Here is a 17,040-nt window from a genome sequence, read left to right on the forward strand (position 1 = left end):
AGCATTCATACGCATCTGACGCACTTGCCTTACACTGCGCGCCTATGACCAACATCCCTCACATTCAAATCACCGAACCCGTCACGTGCTCGACGTGCGCGGCTTGTTGCTGCCAGCTGGAAGTCATGCTGATCACCGACACCGGCGTACCACAACGCTTTATCGATACCGACGATTGGGGGGGCGAGGTGATGCTGCGCCTGGACGACGGCTGGTGCGCAGCGCTGGACCGCGACACGATGATGTGCACGATCTATGAGCTTCGGCCGTTGATTTGCCGGGAGTTCGAGATGGGGGCGCCGGAATGCCTTGAAGAGCGTGAAGGCATTACCACGGCCTACCGCTGATTCTGTAGGAGCGAGCTTGCTCGCGAAAACCTGAGAACGCCGCGTTAAACCTGATTCGCTGCGTTATCGTTGAGGTTCTTCGCGAGCAAGCTCGCTCCTACAGTGCATTACAGCGGCATGGTGTAGTGCAGCGAGTAACTCTCTACACCATCGTTATTGCTGCTAATGCCGGCGTTGGAATAATGCGTGGCACGAATGCCCACTTCATGCCCGCCGTTGAACCGCAGGCCGAAACCCAGGCGGTCTTCGAACTGGAAGGACTGGCCGATGTTGTTGTCTTCCAGCCGAGTGCGAGAGAACAACGCCACGCCGATACCGGCTTCGATGTAGGGTTTGACCGACTCGCCGGCAAACTCATACACAAACACCGGCGAGAACGACAGGCTGCTGGCGCCCGCACGATCATCCCCTTCCCAATAGGTATAGGCGCCGCTCCAGTAGCCGGTCAGTCGGCCGACATTGCTCTGCATCCAGCTCTTGTCCCAATCGGAGGTCAGGCCCAGGCGGTAGGTCAGCGTCGAATCGCTGGTGCTCCCCAAGCCGAACTCCAGGCCGGCGGCCTGGGCTGAAACAGAGTGTCCCAACATAGCGGCCGCAATCGCAGCCAAACAGAACAAGCGCTTCATGTGAAACATCCTTTGCAAACGGAATAATTGGGTTGTGTACAGGCTAACGGGCTATAGAAGCCGACGCATAGCCAGAAGTTCAGCTTTTTTCAGGCTGATTTCACGAAATTTTCACGAGCCAAAGCTTCGCACAACTCCAGGATGTTTCCAAAGTGTCGGTAGGATGTTTCTTAGGTGACACAGATCGCCGCTGGTCCAGAACTGTGCAGGTTCAGGTTCGCCAATGGCCAGCAGGTCGCGCTCACCCAGCAAGCGCTTGAGCTGGCGCGCCACGGCGGCGCCGGTATCAATGAGGATGATGCTGGGGGGCAGCATCTGCGCCAGGAGTGGCTTGAGGAAGGGATAATGAGTGCAACCCAGGATGATGGTGTCGCAACCGGCGCTAAGCAGCGGCTCAATATAGCCTTGCAGCAGGGAGTGCAAGGCGGGGCTGTTGAGGTCGCCGGCTTCAATCAGCTCCACCAGGCCCGGGCACGGCTGGGTAATCACCCGCACATCGGTGGCAAAACGGTCGAGCAAGGCGGCGAACTTGGCGCTTTGCAGTGTGCCCGTAGTGGCGAGCACACCCACCACACCACTGCGCGTGGCCGCGGCAGCAGGTTTGACCGCAGGCTCCATGCCTACCAGCGGCCAGTCGGGGTAGTCCTGGCGCAAATCGGCCACCGCGGCGACCGTCGCCGTGTTGCAGGCAATCACAAAGGCCTTGGCGCCCCGCTCGCGGAAAAACTCAGCGACCGAGCGAGAACGTTCAAGAATGAACGCCGGCGTTTTCTCACCATAGGGAATGTGCCCGCAGTCCGCCACGTACAGCAGTGACTCGTGGGGCAACAACTGCTGGATTTCTTCCAGCACCGTCAAGCCGCCGATACCGGAATCGAACACACCAACAGGCGCGCCCTTAACCATGCTTTGCCCCGCAGACGCTGCAGCCTGGGTCACGCTTGACGCGCAACTCGCGAAAACGCGTGGTCAGCGCATCGATCAACAACAGGCGCCCTACCAACGACTCACCAAAACCGGCCAGCAGCTTCAAGGCTTCCAGCGCTTGCAGGCTGCCAACCACACCGACCAACGGCCCGACAACGCCGGCTTCGCTGCAGGTCAGTTCAGTGTCGCTGCCGTGCCCATACAAACAGTGGTAGCAGGGACTGTCAGCGCGGCGGGGGTCGAATACCGACAATTGCCCCTCAAGGCGAATGGCCGCGCCACTGACCAACGGTTTGCCGGCGGCAACGCAGGCTACGTTGACCGCCTCGCGGGTAGAGAAGTTATCGCTGCAATCGAGCACCAGATCCACTGCGTTGACCGCAGCAGCCAGCGAGTCGGCATCCAGCGCAGCACGATGGGCGACCAGGGCGACTTCAGGGTTGATCGCTCTCAGGCGCCCCATGGCCGAATCGACCTTGGTCTGCCCCACGCTGTTAGTGTCATGGATGATCTGGCGTTGCAGGTTGGTCAAATCGACCGTATCGAAATCCGCCAGGTGCAATTCGCCCACCCCAGCAGCGGCCAGGTAAAGCGCCACCGGAGCGCCCAGGCCACCCAGGCCGACGATCAACGCGCGGCTCTGTTTCAGGCGTAATTGACCATCAATGTCGACATGCTGCAACAGAATCTGCCGGCTATAGCGCAACAGCTCCTGATCGGTCAGCACGGGCGGCGCCCCAAGGTGATGCGTTCGTGACCGCCAAGGTCGATGCGACTGTGTACGCCGTCAAAGCCTTGGTTGAGTAACAAATCGCGCACGACCTGGGCCTGGTCGTAACCGTGTTCGAGCAACAGCCAGCCTCCGTCGTTCAGGTGGCCGGGAGACTCTTGGATGATCAGGCGCAAGTCGTCCAGGCCATCGTGCCCCGCCACCAGCGCACTGGCCGGTTCGAAGCGCACATCGCCGGCCACCAGGTGCGGGTCATTGTCGGCAATGTAGGGCGGGTTGCTGATGATCAGGTCGAAGCGCTGGCCTTGCAGGGCGCTGAACCAGTGGCTGTTGAGCACCGTGGCGTTAGTGAGGTGCAGGCGTTGACGATTGCGCTCGGCCAGGGCCACGGCCTCCAGCACACGGTCGACCGCCGTGACCTGCCAGGCCGGACGTTCGCTGGCCAAGGCCAAGGCGATGGCGCCGCTACCGGTGCCCAGGTCCAGGACCTGGGCGGGCGTGGCGGGCAGCAATTCCAGGGCAGCTTCCACCAGCAACTCAGTTTCCGGGCGGGGGATCAAAGTGTGCGGTGCCACTTCCAGGTCGAGTTTCCAGAAGCCTTGCTGGCCGAGGATATAGGCCACCGGCTCGCCGCTGCGGCGGCGCTGCAGGTAGCCGGAAAAGGTCAGCGCGTCTTCGCTGCTGACGATCTTTTCCGGCCAGGTATGCAGATAGCTGCGTGATTTGCCCAGGGCAGCGGCCAGCAGCAACTCCACGTCCAGGCGCGCCGTCGGCGAGTCGGGCAGGTCAGCGGCGCGCAGCAGGCTGGCGATGATGGTCATTTAGTCACCTATCGCCGCCAGTTGGTCGGCCTGGTATTCGGCGAGCAACGGCTCGATCACCGCATCCACGCCCCCGGCGAGAATTTCGTCGAGGGAATACAGGGTGAGGTTGACCCGATGGTCCGTGACCCGGCCCTGGGCAAAGTTGTAGGTACGGATACGCTCGGAGCGGTCGCCGGAGCCCACCAGCAGCTTGCGTTCGCTGGCAATTGCGTTGGCCGCGGCGCTGGTCTGCTGGTCGTTCAACTTGGCCGACAACCAGGACATGGCCCGCGCACGGTTCTTGTGCTGGGAACGTTCTTCCTGGCACTCCACCACAATGCCCGACGGCAAGTGTGTGATACGGATCGCCGAGTCGGTCTTGTTAACGTGCTGGCCACCCGCGCCGGATGAGCGGTAAGTGTCGACACGCAAATCCGCCGGGTTGATCTCGATGGCTTCCTGTTCGTCCGGCTCAGGCAACACCGCGACGGTGCACGCCGAGGTGTGGATACGGCCTTGGGATTCGGTCGCAGGCACCCGTTGCACGCGGTGCGCCCCGGATTCGAACTTCAGCTTGCCGTAGACGTTGTCGCCTTCAACCCGGGCGATGACTTCTTTATAGCCACCGTGCTCGCCCTCGTTCTCGGAGAGGATCTCCACGCGCCAGCCGCGACGCTCGGCATAGCGCGAATACATGCGGAACAGGTCACCGGAAAAAATCGCCGCCTCGTCGCCACCGGTACCAGCGCGGATTTCGAGGAAAACGTTGCGTCCGTCGTTAGGGTCCTTGGGCAGCAGCATGCGTTGCAGGTCACCCTCAAGCTCAGCGAGTTTTTCCTTGGCTTCGCGGACTTCTTCCACGGCCATTTCGCGCATGTCCGGGTCGCTGTCCTTGAGCAGGGCCTGGGCGCCTTCGAGGTCGGCCTGGACTTTCAGCAGGTGTTTATAAGTGGCCACAATGGGCTCAACTTCGGCGTATTCCTTGGAATAAGCACGGAATTTGGTTTGATCGGAAATGACCTCGCCATCGCCGAGCAAGGCGGTCAGTTCTTCGAAACGGTCCTGGAGCACATCCAGTTTATTGAGCAGTGACGCTTTCATTGCGGTTTTTTATCCGAAGAGCTGTCTGACGCGCCCTCACCGAGGGCAAAGAGTTCCTGGGCCATGGCCAGCGCATCGAGGCGGCCTTCGGCGGTAAGCTTTTTCAACTGGACACTAGGAGCGTGGAGCAGTTTGTTGGTCAGGCCACGGGCCAATTGCATCAGCACTTCTTCGGCGCCGCTGCCGTTGGCCAGCATGCGCTGGGCCTTGAGCAACTCTTCATCACGCAGGCGTTCGCCCTGCTGACGATACGCCTTGAGCACATCCACTGCCGCCAGTTCACGCAGGCGCACCATGAAATCTTCAGCGCCGGTGCTGACCATTTCCTCGGCGGCCTGGGCGGCACCCTGACGACTCTTGAGGTTTTCAGCGACCACTTCATGCAGATCATCGACGCTATAAAGGTAAACGTCGTCCAACTCGCCGACTTCGGGCTCGATATCCCGTGGAACGGCGATATCTACCATGAAGATCGGCTTGTGCTTGCGCAGCTTCAACGCGCTCTCGACCGCGCCCTTGCCCAGAATCGGCAATTGGCTGGCGGTGGAACTGATGACGATATCACTGCGCACCAGTTCAGCGGGAATGTCCGACAGCAGCACCGCATGGGCACCGAACTGCTCGGCCAGAATGCTGGCGCGCTCCAAGGTGCGGTTGGCGACCACGATGCGCTTCACGCCAAGATCGTGCAGGTGACGGGCCACCAGGGTGATGGTTTCACCAGCGCCGATCAGCAGGGCCTGGCTGCGCTGCAAGTCGCTGAAAATCTGCTTGGCCAGGCTCACAGCGGCAAAGGCCACGGACACCGGGTTTTCGCCGATGGCCGTATCGGTACGCACTTGCTTGGCGGAATTAAAGGTGGCCTGGAACAGGCGGCCCAGCAATGGGCCGACGGTGCCAGCCTCACGCGCCACGGCGTAGGCAGACTTCATCTGGCCGAGAATCTGCGGTTCACCCAACACCAGCGAGTCGAGACCGGCCGCCACGCGCATCATGTGACGAACTGCCGCATCCTCTTCATGCACATAAGCGCTGGCACGCAGGTCATCGAGGCTCAAATGGTGATAATCGGCCAGCCAGCGCAGCACCACATCCGCCGAGAGATGTTCCTGCTCTATATAGAGCTCGCTGCGATTGCAGGTCGAAAGGATCGCAGCTTCGCGGCTGTCGGTAAGCCGGCAGAGCTGCTGCAAGGCCTCAACCAACTGCTCTGGCGTAAACGCCACGCGCTCGCGCACGTCTACGGAGGCAGTCTTGTGGTTAATACCGAGTGCGAGGAAGGCCATTCAATATCGCTGATGATGTCGGGAAGCCGACAATTGTCCTACTTCGAAAGATTCAGAACAACCACCGTCGTCTATTGTCCCTATACCTTATGCCTATCAATGCACTTTTGCAGGAGCGAGCTTGCTCGCGAAAATCGTCAACGATAACGCGGCAAGCCGGGCGCCCAGCGGCGCTCTCAGGTTTTTCGCCAGCAAGCTCGCTCCTACAAAGGAAAGGCAAAAGGCAGCAATAGTCGTATTCCGAGTGCCCCGGTTATGTTTGGCCGAAGGCTTGTGTCATGATGATCCGACCGCAGGTTAGTCGTCCTCTTCCTATATGAATAGATCTTCCGCGTTGCTCCTCGCTTTTGTCTTCCTCAGCGGCTGCCAGGCCATGGCACCCGTGTCGCCGGACGCTACGTCGCCGGTGGAAGACAGCACTCCCGCCCCTGAAAAACCCAAGGTTTATTCCTCGTTCAGTGAAGAAACGATCTACAGCCTGCTGACAGCTGAGCTGGCCGGCCAACGCAATCGCTTTGATATTGCGCTGGATAATTACGTGACCCAGGCCATCAACACCCAGGACCCGGGGATTTCCGAGCGAGCGTTTCGCATCGCCGAATACCTGGGCGCCGACCAGGCAGCGCTGGACACCTCGCTGATCTGGGCCAAAAATGCCCCGGATGATCTGGAAGCCCAGCGCGCCGCAGCCGTGCAACTGGCGCGTGCCGGGCGCTATGACGACTCCATGGTTTATATGGAGAAGGTCCTGCAGGGCAAAGGCGACACACATTTTGACTTTCTTGCGCTGTCGGCCGCCGACACCGACCAGGACACGCGCAACGGCCTGATGAAGAGTTTCGATCGCCTGCTGCAAAAGCACCCGAAGAACAGCCAGTTGATTTTCGGCAAGGCCCTGCTGCTGCAACAGGACGATGAAGCCGACGCCGCGCTCAAGCTGCTGGAGCAGAACCCGCCGGAAGAAGGTGAAATCGCGCCCATCCTGTTGCGTGCACGCCTGCTGCAAAGCCTTAACCGCGGCAAGGAAGCGATTCCGCTGCTGGAAAAAAGCATCAAGAAATACCCCGGCGACAAGCGCCTGCTCCTGACCTATGCACGTATGCTGGTTGAGCAGGACCGTATGGAAGACGCCAAAGTGCAGTTCGCCAACCTGGTCCAGCAATACCCGGACGACGACGAACTGCGTTATTCCCTGGCATTGGTGTGCCTGGAAGCCAAAGCCTGGGACGAGGCCAAGGGCTACCTGCAAGAGCTGATCGAACGTGACAGCCACGTGGACTCGGCGCACCTGAACCTGGGCCGCATCGCTGAAGAGCGCAACGACCCTCAAGCGGCCCTGCTTGAATACGCCCAGGTCGGCCCCGGCAATGATTATCTGCCAGCGCAGTTGCGCCAGGCCGATATCCTGATGAGCAACGGCCGCACCGACGAAGCGGAAAAACGCCTGGCCGCGGCCCGCGATGCCGAACCGGACTACGCCATCCAGCTGTACCTGATCCAGGCCGAGACCTTATCGGCCAACAAACAGGGCGAACGCGCCTGGAAACTGTTGCAACAGGCGTTGCTGCAATACCCCGACGATTTGAACCTGCTGTACACCCGCGCCATGCAGGCAGAAAAACGCAATGACCTGGCGCAGTTGGAAAAAGACCTGCGGCTGATCATCAAGCGCGACCCGGACAACGCCATGGCACTTAACGCCCTGGGCTACACCTTGTCCGACCGCACCACGCGCTACGCCGAAGCCAAGGCGCTGATTGAACAAGCCCATGCGCTCAACCCGGAAGACCCTGCCGTGCTCGACAGTCTGGGCTGGGTGAATTACCGCCTGGGCAACCTCGACGAGGCCGAGCGCTTGCTGCGCCAGGCCCTGGAGCGTTTCCCGGACCAGGAAGTTGCCGCACACTTGGGCGAAGTGCTCTGGGCCAATGGCAAGCAGCGCGAAGCCCGACAAATCTGGGAAAAATTCCTCAAGGAACAACCCGACAGCCCCATCCTGCGCAGCACCATCAAGCGCCTGACCGGATCCGAGACCCTTTAAGCTTATGTTCTTGCGCCACGTTATCGTTTTCAGCTTCATCGCCCTGCTCGCCGGTTGCGCGGGCATCGGCAGCCGTGAATCCGTTGAAGGCCAGGGCAACCCGGCACAATGGAAACAACACAAGGACCAACTCAGCAGCATTGATGGCTGGCAGATCGAGGGCAAGGTCGGGGTGCGTGCGCCGAAAGACTCTGGCAGCGGCACGCTGTTCTGGCTGCAGCGCCAGGACTATTACGACATTCGCCTCTCGGGGCCCCTGGGCCGTGGCGCGGCCCGCCTGACTGGCAGGCCAGGGCAAGTGAGCCTGGAAGTGGCCAATCAGGGCCGCTACGAGGCAACCTCCCCGGAAGAACTGCTGGAGCAGCAGATTGGCTGGAAGTTGCCCGTCTCGCATCTGGTCTGGTGGGTGCGCGGCTTGCCGGCACCTGACAGCAAGAGCCGTCTGAGCCTCAATGGCGACAGCCGCCTCGCCACCTTGGAGCAGGATGGCTGGCAGGTCGAATATTTGAGCTACGTGGAGCAAAGCGGGTATTGGCTGCCCGAACGTATCAAGCTGCATGGCACCGACCTTGATGTCACGCTGGTGATCAAGGACTGGCAACCGCGCAAGCTGGGGCAATAACGTGTCCGTACAAAAATTGACCCTGCCCTCCCCGGCCAAGCTCAACCTGATGCTGCACATCCTTGGCCGCCGTGAAGATGGCTACCACGAGTTGCAGACGCTGTTTCAGTTTCTCGACTACGGCGATGAGCTCAGCTTTGCCGTGCGTGACGATGGCGTAGTGCAGTTGCACACCGAATTCGACGGTGTGCCCCACGACAGCAATCTGATTGTGCGGGCGGCCAAAAAACTTCAGGAACAATCCGGCTGCCCACTTGGCATTGATATCTGGATCGACAAAATCCTGCCCATGGGCGGTGGTATCGGTGGCGGCAGCTCAAATGCCGCGACCACTTTGTTGGGCCTCAATCACTTATGGCAACTGGGCTGGGACCACGATCGCCTTGCTGCGCTGGGCCTCACGCTGGGCGCCGACGTCCCGGTTTTCGTGCGGGGGCACGCCGCATTTGCTGAAGGCGTCGGGGAAAAACTCACCCCTGTAGAGCCCGAAGAACCTTGGTATGTCGTGCTGGTGCCGCAAGTATCTGTAAGTACAGCAGAAATTTTTTCAGATCCGTTGTTGACACGTAACTCTTCTCCCATTAAAGTGCGCCCCGTTCCCAAGGGAAACAGTCGAAATGACTGCTTACCGGTTGTAGCAAGGCGTTATCCAGAGGTACGTAACGCTTTGAATTTGTTAGGTAAATTTACCGAAGCAAAATTAACCGGAACTGGAAGTTGTGTGTTTGGGGGCTTCCCAAGCAAAGCTGAAGCTGATAAAGTCTCGGCCCTTCTTACAGAGACCCTTACAGGGTTTGTAGCAAAAGGAAGCAACGTTTCGATGTTGCATCGCAAGCTGCAAAGTCTGCTCTAAAAGGAACCGAGTGTTAGGCACTCGTTGCAACAGATACAGGGGCGTCGCCAAGCGGTAAGGCAGCAGGTTTTGATCCTGCCATGCGTTGGTTCGAATCCAGCCGCCCCTGCCATTTTCTAATACTCATCCAGGTTACCCTCAGCCTCTAGGTACTGCGCGTGTCCAAGATGATGGTCTTTACGGGGAATGCCAACCCCGATCTGGCTCGACGTGTCGTACGTCAGCTGCATATCCCTCTCGGTGACATCTCTGTCGGTAAATTCTCCGACGGCGAAATTACAGCCGAGATCAATGAAAATGTCCGCGGTAAAGACGTCTTCATTATTCAGCCGACCTGCGCTCCGACCAACGATAACCTGATGGAACTCGTCGTGATGGCTGATGCCTTCCGCCGCTCCTCAGCGACTCGAATCACAGCTGTAATCCCTTACTTTGGTTATGCCCGTCAGGATCGCCGTCCGCGCTCCGCACGTGTAGCTATCAGCGCGAAAGTCGTTGCTGACATGCTGACCGTGGTAGGTATCGACCGTGTGCTCACGGTTGACCTGCACGCTGACCAAATCCAGGGGTTCTTCGATATTCCAGTAGATAACATCTACGGCTCCCCCGTCCTGGTGGATGACATCGAAGACCAGCGCTTTGAAAACCTGATGATCGTGTCCCCGGACATTGGTGGCGTCGTGCGTGCACGGGCTGTTGCCAAATCCCTGGGCGTGGACCTCGGGATCATCGACAAACGCCGTGAGAAAGCCAATCACTCTGAAGTGATGCATATCATCGGTGATGTCGAAGGGCGCACCTGTATTCTGGTTGATGACATGGTCGACACCGCCGGCACCCTGTGCCACGCGGCGAAAGCCTTGAAAGAGCACGGTGCAGCAAAAGTCTTCGCCTACTGCACACACCCTGTGCTGTCGGGCCGAGCGATCGAGAACATCGAGAACTCCGTGCTGGACGAACTGGTGGTGACCAACACCATCCCGTTGTCCGCCGCAGCTCAAGCCTGTGCACGTATCCGCCAACTGGATATTGCACCGGTCGTTGCCGAAGCGGTTCGCCGCATCAGCAATGAAGAATCGATCAGCGCGATGTTCCGTTAAGGGTCAAACCAACGGATCACCTCACTGACGAAAAGCGCCCCGCCCCAGCATTCCGCTGGGGCGGGGCTTTTTTGCCCATATCGAGTTCGGCGCTGGTCGCAAACGCCCCTCGATGATGGCTATTTTGGAGATACAACATGAACGAATTTACTCTGAACGCCCAAGCGCGTACTGACCTGGGGAAAGGTGCGAGCCGCCGCCTGCGTCACGCCGCCAACATCCCAGCCGTTGTCTACGGTGGTAACAAGCCTGCTGAATCCGTGACCATCCTGGCCAAGGAAATCGCCAAGCTGTTCGAAAACGAAGCTGCCTACAGCCACGTTATCGAGCTGAACGTCGACGGCGCCAAGCAGAACGTCATCGTTAAAGCAATGCAGCGTCACCCTTCCAAGCAGTTCATCATGCACGCTGACTTCGTTCGCGTTGTAGCTGGCCAGAAACTGACCGCCATCGTGCCTGTGCACTTTGTGGGTGAAGAAGCTCCGGTCAAGAAAGGCGGCGAGATCTCTCACGTCCTGAACGAAATCGAAGTGACCTGCCTGCCGAAAGACCTGCCTGAGTTCATCGAAGTCGACCTGTCGGCTCTGGAAATCGGCGCCATCGTTCACCTGTCCGACCTCAAGGCCCCTAAAGGCGTTGAGTTTGTTGCACTGGCTCACGGTGATGACAAAGCTGTTGCCAACGTTCACGCTCCACGCGTTGCTCCAGAAGAAGCTGAAGAAGGCGCTGCAGAGTAATTCACTCTGTATTGCCGGAGCTTGAGGAAACATCGCGGACCGAAACGTAGCGAGAAAGCGGGCGATAACGCGGCGTTTACTCTTGAGTAAATGATGTAGTGTCGTCCACTTTCGCCGCACCTGGGTACGGCGATGTTATCCACAACTCCAAAGGAAGGGCCCCCGTCGTGACTGCCATTAAACTGATCGTTGGCCTGGGAAATCCAGGCGCCGAATACGAACAGACCCGGCATAACGCGGGGGCCCTTTTTGTTGAGCGTATCGCCCACGCCCAAGGCATCAATCTGGTGGCCGATCGCAAATATTTTGGCCTGACAGGGCGCTTCTCGCATCAGGGTCAGGATGTTCGTCTGTTGATTCCCACCACCTACATGAACCGCAGCGGCCAGGCTGTCGCGGCGCTTGCGGGCTTCTTCCGGATCAAACCCGAAGAAATCCTGGTGGCCCATGACGAACTGGACCTGCCACCCGGCGTAGCCAAGCTCAAGCTCGGCGGCGGGCATGGTGGGCACAATGGCCTGCGTGACATCATCGCGCAGTTGGGCAATCAGAATAATTTTTACCGTCTGCGGCTCGGCATTGGCCACCCAGGCGTTGCCAGTATGGTTTCAAATTTCGTCCTGGGTCGTGCGCCACGCGCCGAACAGGAAAAACTCGATGCCAGCATCGATTTTGCCCTCGGCGTGCTGCCGGATATCTTCGCCGGTGAATGGAACCGTGCGATGAAAAACCTGCACAGCCAGAAGGCTTGACTCTTATCCGAGGGGAAACACCATGGGATTCAATTGCGGCATCGTCGGCCTGCCCAACGTCGGCAAGTCCACCCTGTTCAACGCCCTGACCAAGTCCGGTATTGCGGCGGAGAACTTCCCCTTCTGCACCATCGAACCCAACAGCGGCATCGTACCAATGCCGGACCCGCGTCTTGACGCACTGGCGGCCATCGTCAATCCCAAGCGCATCCTGCCGACCACCATGGAGTTCGTCGACATCGCGGGCCTCGTCGCCGGCGCCTCGAAAGGTGAAGGCCTGGGCAACAAGTTCCTGGCCAACATCCGCGAAACCGATGCTATCGCCCACGTGGTCCGCTGCTTTGAAGACGAGAATGTGATTCACGTCTCCAACAGCGTAGACCCCAAGCGCGACATCGAGATCATCGACCTGGAACTGATCTTCGCCGACCTCGACAGCTGCGAAAAGCAACTGCAGAAAGTCGCGCGTAACGCCAAGGGCGGCGACAAGGATGCAGTGGTCCAGAAGGGCCTGCTGGAGCAGTTGATCGCGCACTTTACCGAAGGCAAACCGGCGCGCAGCCTGATGAAGAATATGGGGGCCGATGAGAAGGCCGTGATCAAGGGCTTCCACCTGCTGACCACCAAGCCTGTGATGTACATCGCCAACGTTGCCGAAGACGGCTTCGAGAACAACCCGCTGCTCGACGTGGTCAAGGCCATTGCCGACGAAGAAGGCGCCATCGTTGTTCCGGTATGCAACAAGATCGAAGCGGAAATCGCCGAGCTCGATGACGGCGAAGAAAAGGACATGTTCCTCGAGGCCCTGGGCCTGGAAGAGCCTGGCCTGAACCGCGTAATCCGCGCCGGCTACGAAATGCTCAACCTGCAGACCTACTTCACCGCCGGTGTCGAAGAAGTCCGCGCCTGGACCGTCAAGGTCGGTGCTACCGCGCCACAGGCGGCAGGCGTGATCCACACCGACTTTGAGAAAGGCTTTATCCGCGCTGAGGTGATCGCTTACAACGACTTCATCCAGTTCAAGGGTGAAGCCGGTGCCAAGGAAGCCGGTAAGTGGCGCCTGGAAGGTAAGGATTACATTGTCAAAGATGGCGATGTGATGCACTTCCGTTTCAACGTGTAAGCGTTAGCTGAACCTCTGCCCGATACAAAAAAACCGACGCATTGCGTCGGTTTTTTATTGCCTCCTGTTTCTACCTGCCACCCAACTAAAAGCCCCACACATAGAAAACTTAATCACTCATAACCCTTGATCGATTTAAACGATGAATCCTTCAAGCCTTAAGTCTTCTCCTACACTAAAGATTCAACAACCATCAAGAATGCACTTGAACAATACAGCGCCCTGACATAGTTAATATTTGACACGCTCTCGCGCAGTATTTTCATACTAATAAGCACGATGACATTTTTGATTATTTGCGCTCTACTGACCGCACGCCAACAGCGTTCTATCAACAGTGAAGTGATAGCGATAGTGGAGCACCCTGACTATGTCAGCCTCTTACAAGACAACAAATGAGACATACTTCCCTTCTGTTGAAACCTTGGATATCGAACGTACGCTCAAGAGTACCGCAGCGCTCGATATCGATATTTTGTTGTTGGGGGAGACGGGTACTGGCAAGGATACCCTGGCCCAACGAATCCATCGTTTGTCGAGGCGACGAGGTCATTTTGTCGCAGTGAACTGCGCCGCCATCCCGGAAAGCCTCGCAGAGAGCCAACTGTTCGGCGTCAACAGCGGCGCCTATACAGGAGCAGTGCAATCACGTGCGGGTTTTATCGAAACCGCACACCTGGGCACCTTGTATCTGGATGAAATCGACAGCATGCCGCTTTCCATGCAGGCCAAACTGCTACGTGTGCTGGAGTCACGTGGCGTCGAGCGCCTGGGCTCAACCCGGTTTATCCCGGTGGACATGCGAGTCATCGCCTCTGCGCAACAATCCCTGCATGAGATGGTCGAGCAGGGAAAGTTCAGGCGCGACCTGTATTTCCGCCTGAACGTCGTAAATATCAATCTGCCTGCGCTGCGCAATCGCCGTGACCGAATCGTCCCGTTGTTCCTGAGTATGATTCAAGAGGAAGCCGAGCACTATAAGTGTCTCGCCCCAAACCCTTGCAGTGAGCTAGTCCAACAGTTGCTGTGCCATCCATGGCTGGGGAATGTGCGTGAACTGCGCTCGACTGCCAAACGTTTCGTGCTGGGTCTGGCGCCATTATCAAGCTCGCCCTCGAACGCTACAAACCAACCCACCAACCTGAAAGAACGCCTGCAACAAATCGAGAAAGCTCTGATTGAAGAGTCGCTGCGGCGTCATACCTACTGTGTGGACGAGGTGGCTGTAGAGTTGGGCATGGCAAAGAGAACGCTTTACTACCGAATGAAACAACTAGATATACAGTAGCCCGCTGCTCAGCCCACACCGAAGACACCTTCAGACACACCCTTTAAGTAAAAGCGGGAACCATATTCGAGCCTGAACCACACAAGGATGAGCCTGATATATTTAGTGCCTATCGGCAGCAACACTATTGCAACTACGCATCAAGGCTCAAATGTCATTTCTTAGATAGCGGAGCATCACTATGAGTATTTCTGGCATCAACCCGCAAAGCTACCACCCCCCGGTCACCGGTGGCGAAAACGCAGACCTTAAGGCAGAAAGGAAGCAACTGCTTCGCGAATCCATGAAAGAAAGCAATGAGGCGTTCAGGATCAGTGAGCAGAAAAAGAACAACGACGCGCTGCGTTAAATAGCTTCACCGCCCTTGGTCATCAAAGGGCGGGTTTCCCCTTAGAGGTCCATATGCAAATAGAAGAAGTCGACGTATTACGCGAATATCAAAACGGCCTTACAGCCCACAGGTCCCCTACCCAACCTACGCACCACAGCGAAGATGCGAGCTTTTTCAGCGCGTTATTGGCCCCCTCGATGCAACGGGTTACCGCCACGCCATCCGCGAACGCACTGACCGACGCTTTGCAGTATTTGGACAAGGCTAAAAGTGGTATGAGTCGAGGTCTCAAGGACTTCAACAATGAGTTCAAAGAAAAAAATCGGCTCAACTACACCCCCAATCTTTCAGACTCCATTCTACTGACCCAAACCCTGGTGAAGTGCGTCGGCAAGGGCGCGCAATGCCTAGAAAAAATCAGCAACCTGCAGTAGGAAAAAATGACTCGTTTTCTATCCGTCGGATTAGTTTTCTCGCTGGCGCTGATGCTGGGCGGCTGCGGCGAAAGTGTCGAACTGCATCGCCAACTCTCCGAGCAGGATGCCAATGAGGTCATCGCGGAACTGGCTGACAAACACATACGCGCACAAAAAGTGCCTGCCAAGGACGGCGTCGTGGTGCGTGTCAATGCAGCCGATATCAGCCGCGCCGTTCGCACACTGGAAGCGGTCGGATTGCCCAAGGTCGCCCGTGCCACGATGGGGGACACCTTCCGCAAGGAGGGCGTCATCTCTACGCCACTGGAAGAGCGTGCCCGGTATATCTATGCCCTGTCCCAGGAGTTGGAGGCGACCCTGTCAAACATCGATGGGGTCATCGTCGCTCGTGTGCACGTGGTGCTGCCCGAACGCGTGGCTCCCGGTGAGCCCGTCCAACCCGCCTCCGCCTCAGTGTTCATCAAACATGACCCACGACTGGAGCCCGACAGCATCCGCGCGCGCGTACGCAGGATGGTATCCAGTAGTATTCCTGGCATGACCACTGCACTGGATAACGCGCAGAAGCTCACGGTGGTTTTTGTACCGGCAACGGCTTACCAGGAACAACAACGCCTGAGCTACTTCGGTCCGTTCCTGATCCCTGAGGAAGACGTCGGTTTTTGGCGTACCGCTATGAGCGCTCTGGTTATCGGCGCGATACTGACACTCGCCTTGGCGCTGTTCTGGCGCATACGAAGCCAACGATCCAGGCAGGAACCTGTAGCCTCAGCGCCTCTAGCGAATGAGTGATCATCTGGCCTGGGCCCAATGGTGGGCCAGTCCGTGGCAGTTTTCGCACCCGGACGCGACCAGCGCTCACGCCTACCACGCAGTACCCGCCTTGTGCCGCAGCCAACCCGCGCTGGCGTGCGCAGCGTTGGGCATCGAGCCATGCCTGCCTCCCCCTCCCTGTGCAACGGTGCTTGGTTTGGCCCTGGCTTCACGGGAGCAGTTCGATCTGGCGATGGCACTGCTGGAGCTTACGTGCCATCCCAACCTCGACAGCCCCTTGTGCGATGAACACCGCAAGTGGTGTGAGCGCCTTGCCAAGGCGCTACACCCTGACGCCCTGTTGCAGCCGGAGGATGATCCAATGCAATTGCTGAGGGCCTGGGTCGAGCCTGCTGTCTGGCAACGCCTTCGTCTGCGCTTGCCGCCTGACCGGGTGCAGGCACTTGAAACCACACACCTGCCATTTGACGATGCGCATGGCCGGCTCAATACGCTGTGGCAGGCGATTGTCTGGCGTATCGACGCAACGGGTAGTGAAACAACTCGTCGTTAACGGCAACACACCAGAGCATTGTCTATGTTGACCCAACGCAAAATCGAATTGCACGACGGCGCTTCCGGGCAGCCAAAAGTACTGATTACCCGGGAGATGCTCGCCGATTGCTTTCAGTCCGCGCAGTTGCTAGATAGCGCACGGGCCCAAGCTGAAGAGCTGCTGCGCCAGGCGGTTGAGCATCGTGAAGAAATGCTTGAGCAGGCCCGCCTCGACTTCTGGTCACGCGCCCACGCGCAACTCAGTGCGTGGGAGCGCCAACGCAAGGCGATGTGTGACAACCTCGAACACTACGCAACATCCATCGCCAACCGAGCCTTCCACTGCCTGTTGGAGGAAGTGCCTCCCCCAAAGCGCCTTTCGGCATTGGTCAAACAGTTGGTAACGACGCAAATTCCACCTATGAAGGCCACCTTGGTTTGCAACCCGCTCGAGCATGAGCAGATAGCCCAAGCCTTGGTCCAGCTGGGCTCTACACCTTGGAAGCTTCGCCCCGATGACCAGGTCAAACCTCAATCGCTGCTACTGGAAACAGATGAGGGCGATTTTCGGATCGACTGGGCCTCGATGCGAGAAATATTGTTTACAAACGTGTAGGGACATAGCGGT

At 58.2% G+C, this 17,040-nt stretch carries 20 protein-coding genes and 1 tRNA gene; 15 read left to right on the top strand and 6 right to left on the bottom strand.

The window, feature by feature from the left end:
* Positions 1–44 precede the first annotated feature (44 nt).
* Positions 45–347, top strand: a complete 303-nt coding sequence (locus FXO12_RS14605; protein WP_003188364.1) for a YkgJ family cysteine cluster protein — start codon at positions 45–47, stop codon at positions 345–347.
* 107 nt (positions 348–454) lie between these two features.
* Here FXO12_RS14605 and FXO12_RS14610 read toward each other — a convergent pair whose 3' ends face one another.
* The 6 genes from FXO12_RS14610 to hemA form a co-directional block, all read right to left on the bottom strand.
* Positions 455–973 carry an acyloxyacyl hydrolase gene (locus FXO12_RS14610; protein WP_014716838.1) on the bottom strand — a complete coding sequence of 173 codons (519 nt, stop codon included), beginning with the start codon at positions 971–973 and terminating at the stop codon, positions 455–457.
* 111 nt (positions 974–1,084) lie between these two features.
* Positions 1,085–1,879, bottom strand: coding sequence for a glutamate racemase (gene murI, locus FXO12_RS14615; RefSeq protein WP_034128078.1), 795 nt, complete (start codon positions 1,877–1,879; stop codon positions 1,085–1,087).
* Complete coding sequence (locus FXO12_RS14620) at positions 1,872–2,627, bottom strand: molybdopterin-synthase adenylyltransferase MoeB (RefSeq protein ID WP_034128079.1); 756 nt, start codon at positions 2,625–2,627, stop codon at positions 1,872–1,874. Before FXO12_RS14620 ends, murI begins: the two co-directional genes overlap by 8 nt.
* On the bottom strand, positions 2,621–3,451 hold the full coding sequence (gene prmC / locus FXO12_RS14625; protein ID WP_060772716.1) for a peptide chain release factor N(5)-glutamine methyltransferase: 831 nt from the start codon (positions 3,449–3,451) through the stop codon (positions 2,621–2,623). The genes FXO12_RS14620 and prmC overlap by 7 nt, the downstream gene beginning before the upstream one ends.
* The gene (prfA, locus tag FXO12_RS14630) at positions 3,452–4,534 is read right to left on the bottom strand and encodes a peptide chain release factor 1 (protein ID WP_054896862.1); all 1,083 of its coding nucleotides are present in this window, start codon (positions 4,532–4,534) and stop codon (positions 3,452–3,454) included.
* A complete protein-coding gene (hemA, locus tag FXO12_RS14635; RefSeq protein ID WP_003188356.1) occupies positions 4,531–5,820 on the bottom strand; it encodes a glutamyl-tRNA reductase in 1,290 nt (429 codons plus the stop codon). Before hemA ends, prfA begins: the two co-directional genes overlap by 4 nt.
* 316 nt (positions 5,821–6,136) lie before the next feature.
* Between hemA and FXO12_RS14640 the strand changes: the two genes are divergently transcribed.
* The 14 genes from FXO12_RS14640 to sctL all read left to right on the top strand — a co-directional run bounded on the left by FXO12_RS14640 (position 6,137) and on the right by sctL (position 17,028).
* Positions 6,137–7,861, top strand: a complete 1,725-nt coding sequence (locus FXO12_RS14640) for a tetratricopeptide repeat protein (protein WP_034128082.1) — start codon at positions 6,137–6,139, stop codon at positions 7,859–7,861.
* Between the two features lie 4 nt (positions 7,862–7,865).
* Positions 7,866–8,483: a lipoprotein insertase outer membrane protein LolB gene (gene lolB / locus FXO12_RS14645; protein WP_032893661.1), complete on the top strand. Its 618-nt coding sequence runs from the start codon at positions 7,866–7,868 to the stop codon at positions 8,481–8,483.
* A 1-nt stretch (position 8,484) separates the two neighbouring features.
* Positions 8,485–9,336 carry a 4-(cytidine 5'-diphospho)-2-C-methyl-D-erythritol kinase gene (gene ispE, locus FXO12_RS14650; RefSeq protein WP_057977393.1) on the top strand — a complete coding sequence of 284 codons (852 nt, stop codon included), beginning with the start codon at positions 8,485–8,487 and terminating at the stop codon, positions 9,334–9,336.
* A 37-nt stretch (positions 9,337–9,373) separates the two neighbouring features.
* Positions 9,374–9,448: transfer RNA gene (locus FXO12_RS14655), tRNA-Gln, on the top strand.
* Positions 9,449–9,494: 46 nt separating this feature from the next.
* A complete protein-coding gene (locus tag FXO12_RS14660) occupies positions 9,495–10,436 on the top strand; it encodes a ribose-phosphate pyrophosphokinase (RefSeq protein WP_003171603.1) in 942 nt (313 codons plus the stop codon).
* A gap of 137 nt (positions 10,437–10,573) precedes the next feature.
* Positions 10,574–11,173, top strand: a complete 600-nt coding sequence (locus FXO12_RS14665) for a 50S ribosomal protein L25/general stress protein Ctc (RefSeq protein ID WP_003188351.1) — start codon at positions 10,574–10,576, stop codon at positions 11,171–11,173.
* A 167-nt stretch (positions 11,174–11,340) separates the two neighbouring features.
* A complete protein-coding gene (pth, locus tag FXO12_RS14670; protein WP_003188350.1) occupies positions 11,341–11,925 on the top strand; it encodes an aminoacyl-tRNA hydrolase in 585 nt (194 codons plus the stop codon).
* Positions 11,926–11,947: 22 nt separating this feature from the next.
* Positions 11,948–13,048, top strand: coding sequence for a redox-regulated ATPase YchF (ychF, locus tag FXO12_RS14675; protein ID WP_014716830.1), 1,101 nt, complete (start codon positions 11,948–11,950; stop codon positions 13,046–13,048).
* A gap of 370 nt (positions 13,049–13,418) precedes the next feature.
* On the top strand, positions 13,419–14,336 hold the full coding sequence (locus tag FXO12_RS14680) for a sigma 54-interacting transcriptional regulator (RefSeq protein ID WP_054921811.1): 918 nt from the start codon (positions 13,419–13,421) through the stop codon (positions 14,334–14,336).
* A 181-nt stretch (positions 14,337–14,517) separates the two neighbouring features.
* Entirely contained in the window at positions 14,518–14,685 is a 168-nt protein-coding gene (locus FXO12_RS14685; RefSeq protein WP_034128085.1) for a hypothetical protein, read from the top strand.
* 53 nt (positions 14,686–14,738) lie between these two features.
* Positions 14,739–15,101 (top strand): hypothetical protein, encoded by a 363-nt coding sequence (locus tag FXO12_RS28785; RefSeq protein WP_057977397.1) that lies wholly within the window; start codon positions 14,739–14,741, stop codon positions 15,099–15,101.
* Positions 15,102–15,107: 6 nt separating this feature from the next.
* Positions 15,108–15,896, top strand: a complete 789-nt coding sequence (gene sctJ / locus FXO12_RS14695; protein ID WP_057977398.1) for a type III secretion system inner membrane ring lipoprotein SctJ — start codon at positions 15,108–15,110, stop codon at positions 15,894–15,896.
* Between the two features lie 169 nt (positions 15,897–16,065).
* The gene (locus tag FXO12_RS14700; protein ID WP_372241996.1) at positions 16,066–16,431 is read left to right on the top strand and encodes a type III secretion protein; all 366 of its coding nucleotides are present in this window, start codon (positions 16,066–16,068) and stop codon (positions 16,429–16,431) included.
* Positions 16,432–16,455: 24 nt separating this feature from the next.
* On the top strand, positions 16,456–17,028 hold the full coding sequence (gene sctL, locus FXO12_RS14705; RefSeq protein WP_034128089.1) for a type III secretion system stator protein SctL: 573 nt from the start codon (positions 16,456–16,458) through the stop codon (positions 17,026–17,028).
* Positions 17,029–17,040: the final 12 nt, after the last annotated feature.

This window comes from Pseudomonas sp. J380 (genome assembly GCF_009827115.1).
Lineage (GTDB): Bacteria > Pseudomonadota > Gammaproteobacteria > Pseudomonadales > Pseudomonadaceae > Aquipseudomonas > Aquipseudomonas paracarnis.

Coding starts and splice junctions, on each gene's coding strand:
- sctL (WP_034128089.1), top strand. CDS start 16,456: ATGTTGACCCAACGCAAAATCGAATTGCACGACGGCGCTTCCGGGCAG.
- FXO12_RS14680 (WP_054921811.1), top strand. CDS start 13,419: ATGTCAGCCTCTTACAAGACAACAAATGAGACATACTTCCCTTCTGTT.
- sctJ (WP_057977398.1), top strand. CDS start 15,108: ATGACTCGTTTTCTATCCGTCGGATTAGTTTTCTCGCTGGCGCTGATG.
- ychF (WP_014716830.1), top strand. CDS start 11,948: ATGGGATTCAATTGCGGCATCGTCGGCCTGCCCAACGTCGGCAAGTCC.
- FXO12_RS14640 (WP_034128082.1), top strand. CDS start 6,137: ATGAATAGATCTTCCGCGTTGCTCCTCGCTTTTGTCTTCCTCAGCGGC.
- FXO12_RS28785 (WP_057977397.1), top strand. CDS start 14,739: ATGCAAATAGAAGAAGTCGACGTATTACGCGAATATCAAAACGGCCTT.
- hemA (WP_003188356.1), bottom strand. CDS start 5,820: ATGGCCTTCCTCGCACTCGGTATTAACCACAAGACTGCCTCCGTAGAC.
- FXO12_RS14605 (WP_003188364.1), top strand. CDS start 45: ATGACCAACATCCCTCACATTCAAATCACCGAACCCGTCACGTGCTCG.
- FXO12_RS14685 (WP_034128085.1), top strand. CDS start 14,518: ATGAGTATTTCTGGCATCAACCCGCAAAGCTACCACCCCCCGGTCACC.
- murI (WP_034128078.1), bottom strand. CDS start 1,879: ATGGTTAAGGGCGCGCCTGTTGGTGTGTTCGATTCCGGTATCGGCGGC.
- lolB (WP_032893661.1), top strand. CDS start 7,866: ATGTTCTTGCGCCACGTTATCGTTTTCAGCTTCATCGCCCTGCTCGCC.
- FXO12_RS14665 (WP_003188351.1), top strand. CDS start 10,574: ATGAACGAATTTACTCTGAACGCCCAAGCGCGTACTGACCTGGGGAAA.
- FXO12_RS14610 (WP_014716838.1), bottom strand. CDS start 973: ATGAAGCGCTTGTTCTGTTTGGCTGCGATTGCGGCCGCTATGTTGGGA.
- prfA (WP_054896862.1), bottom strand. CDS start 4,534: ATGAAAGCGTCACTGCTCAATAAACTGGATGTGCTCCAGGACCGTTTC.
- prmC (WP_060772716.1), bottom strand. CDS start 3,451: ATGACCATCATCGCCAGCCTGCTGCGCGCCGCTGACCTGCCCGACTCG.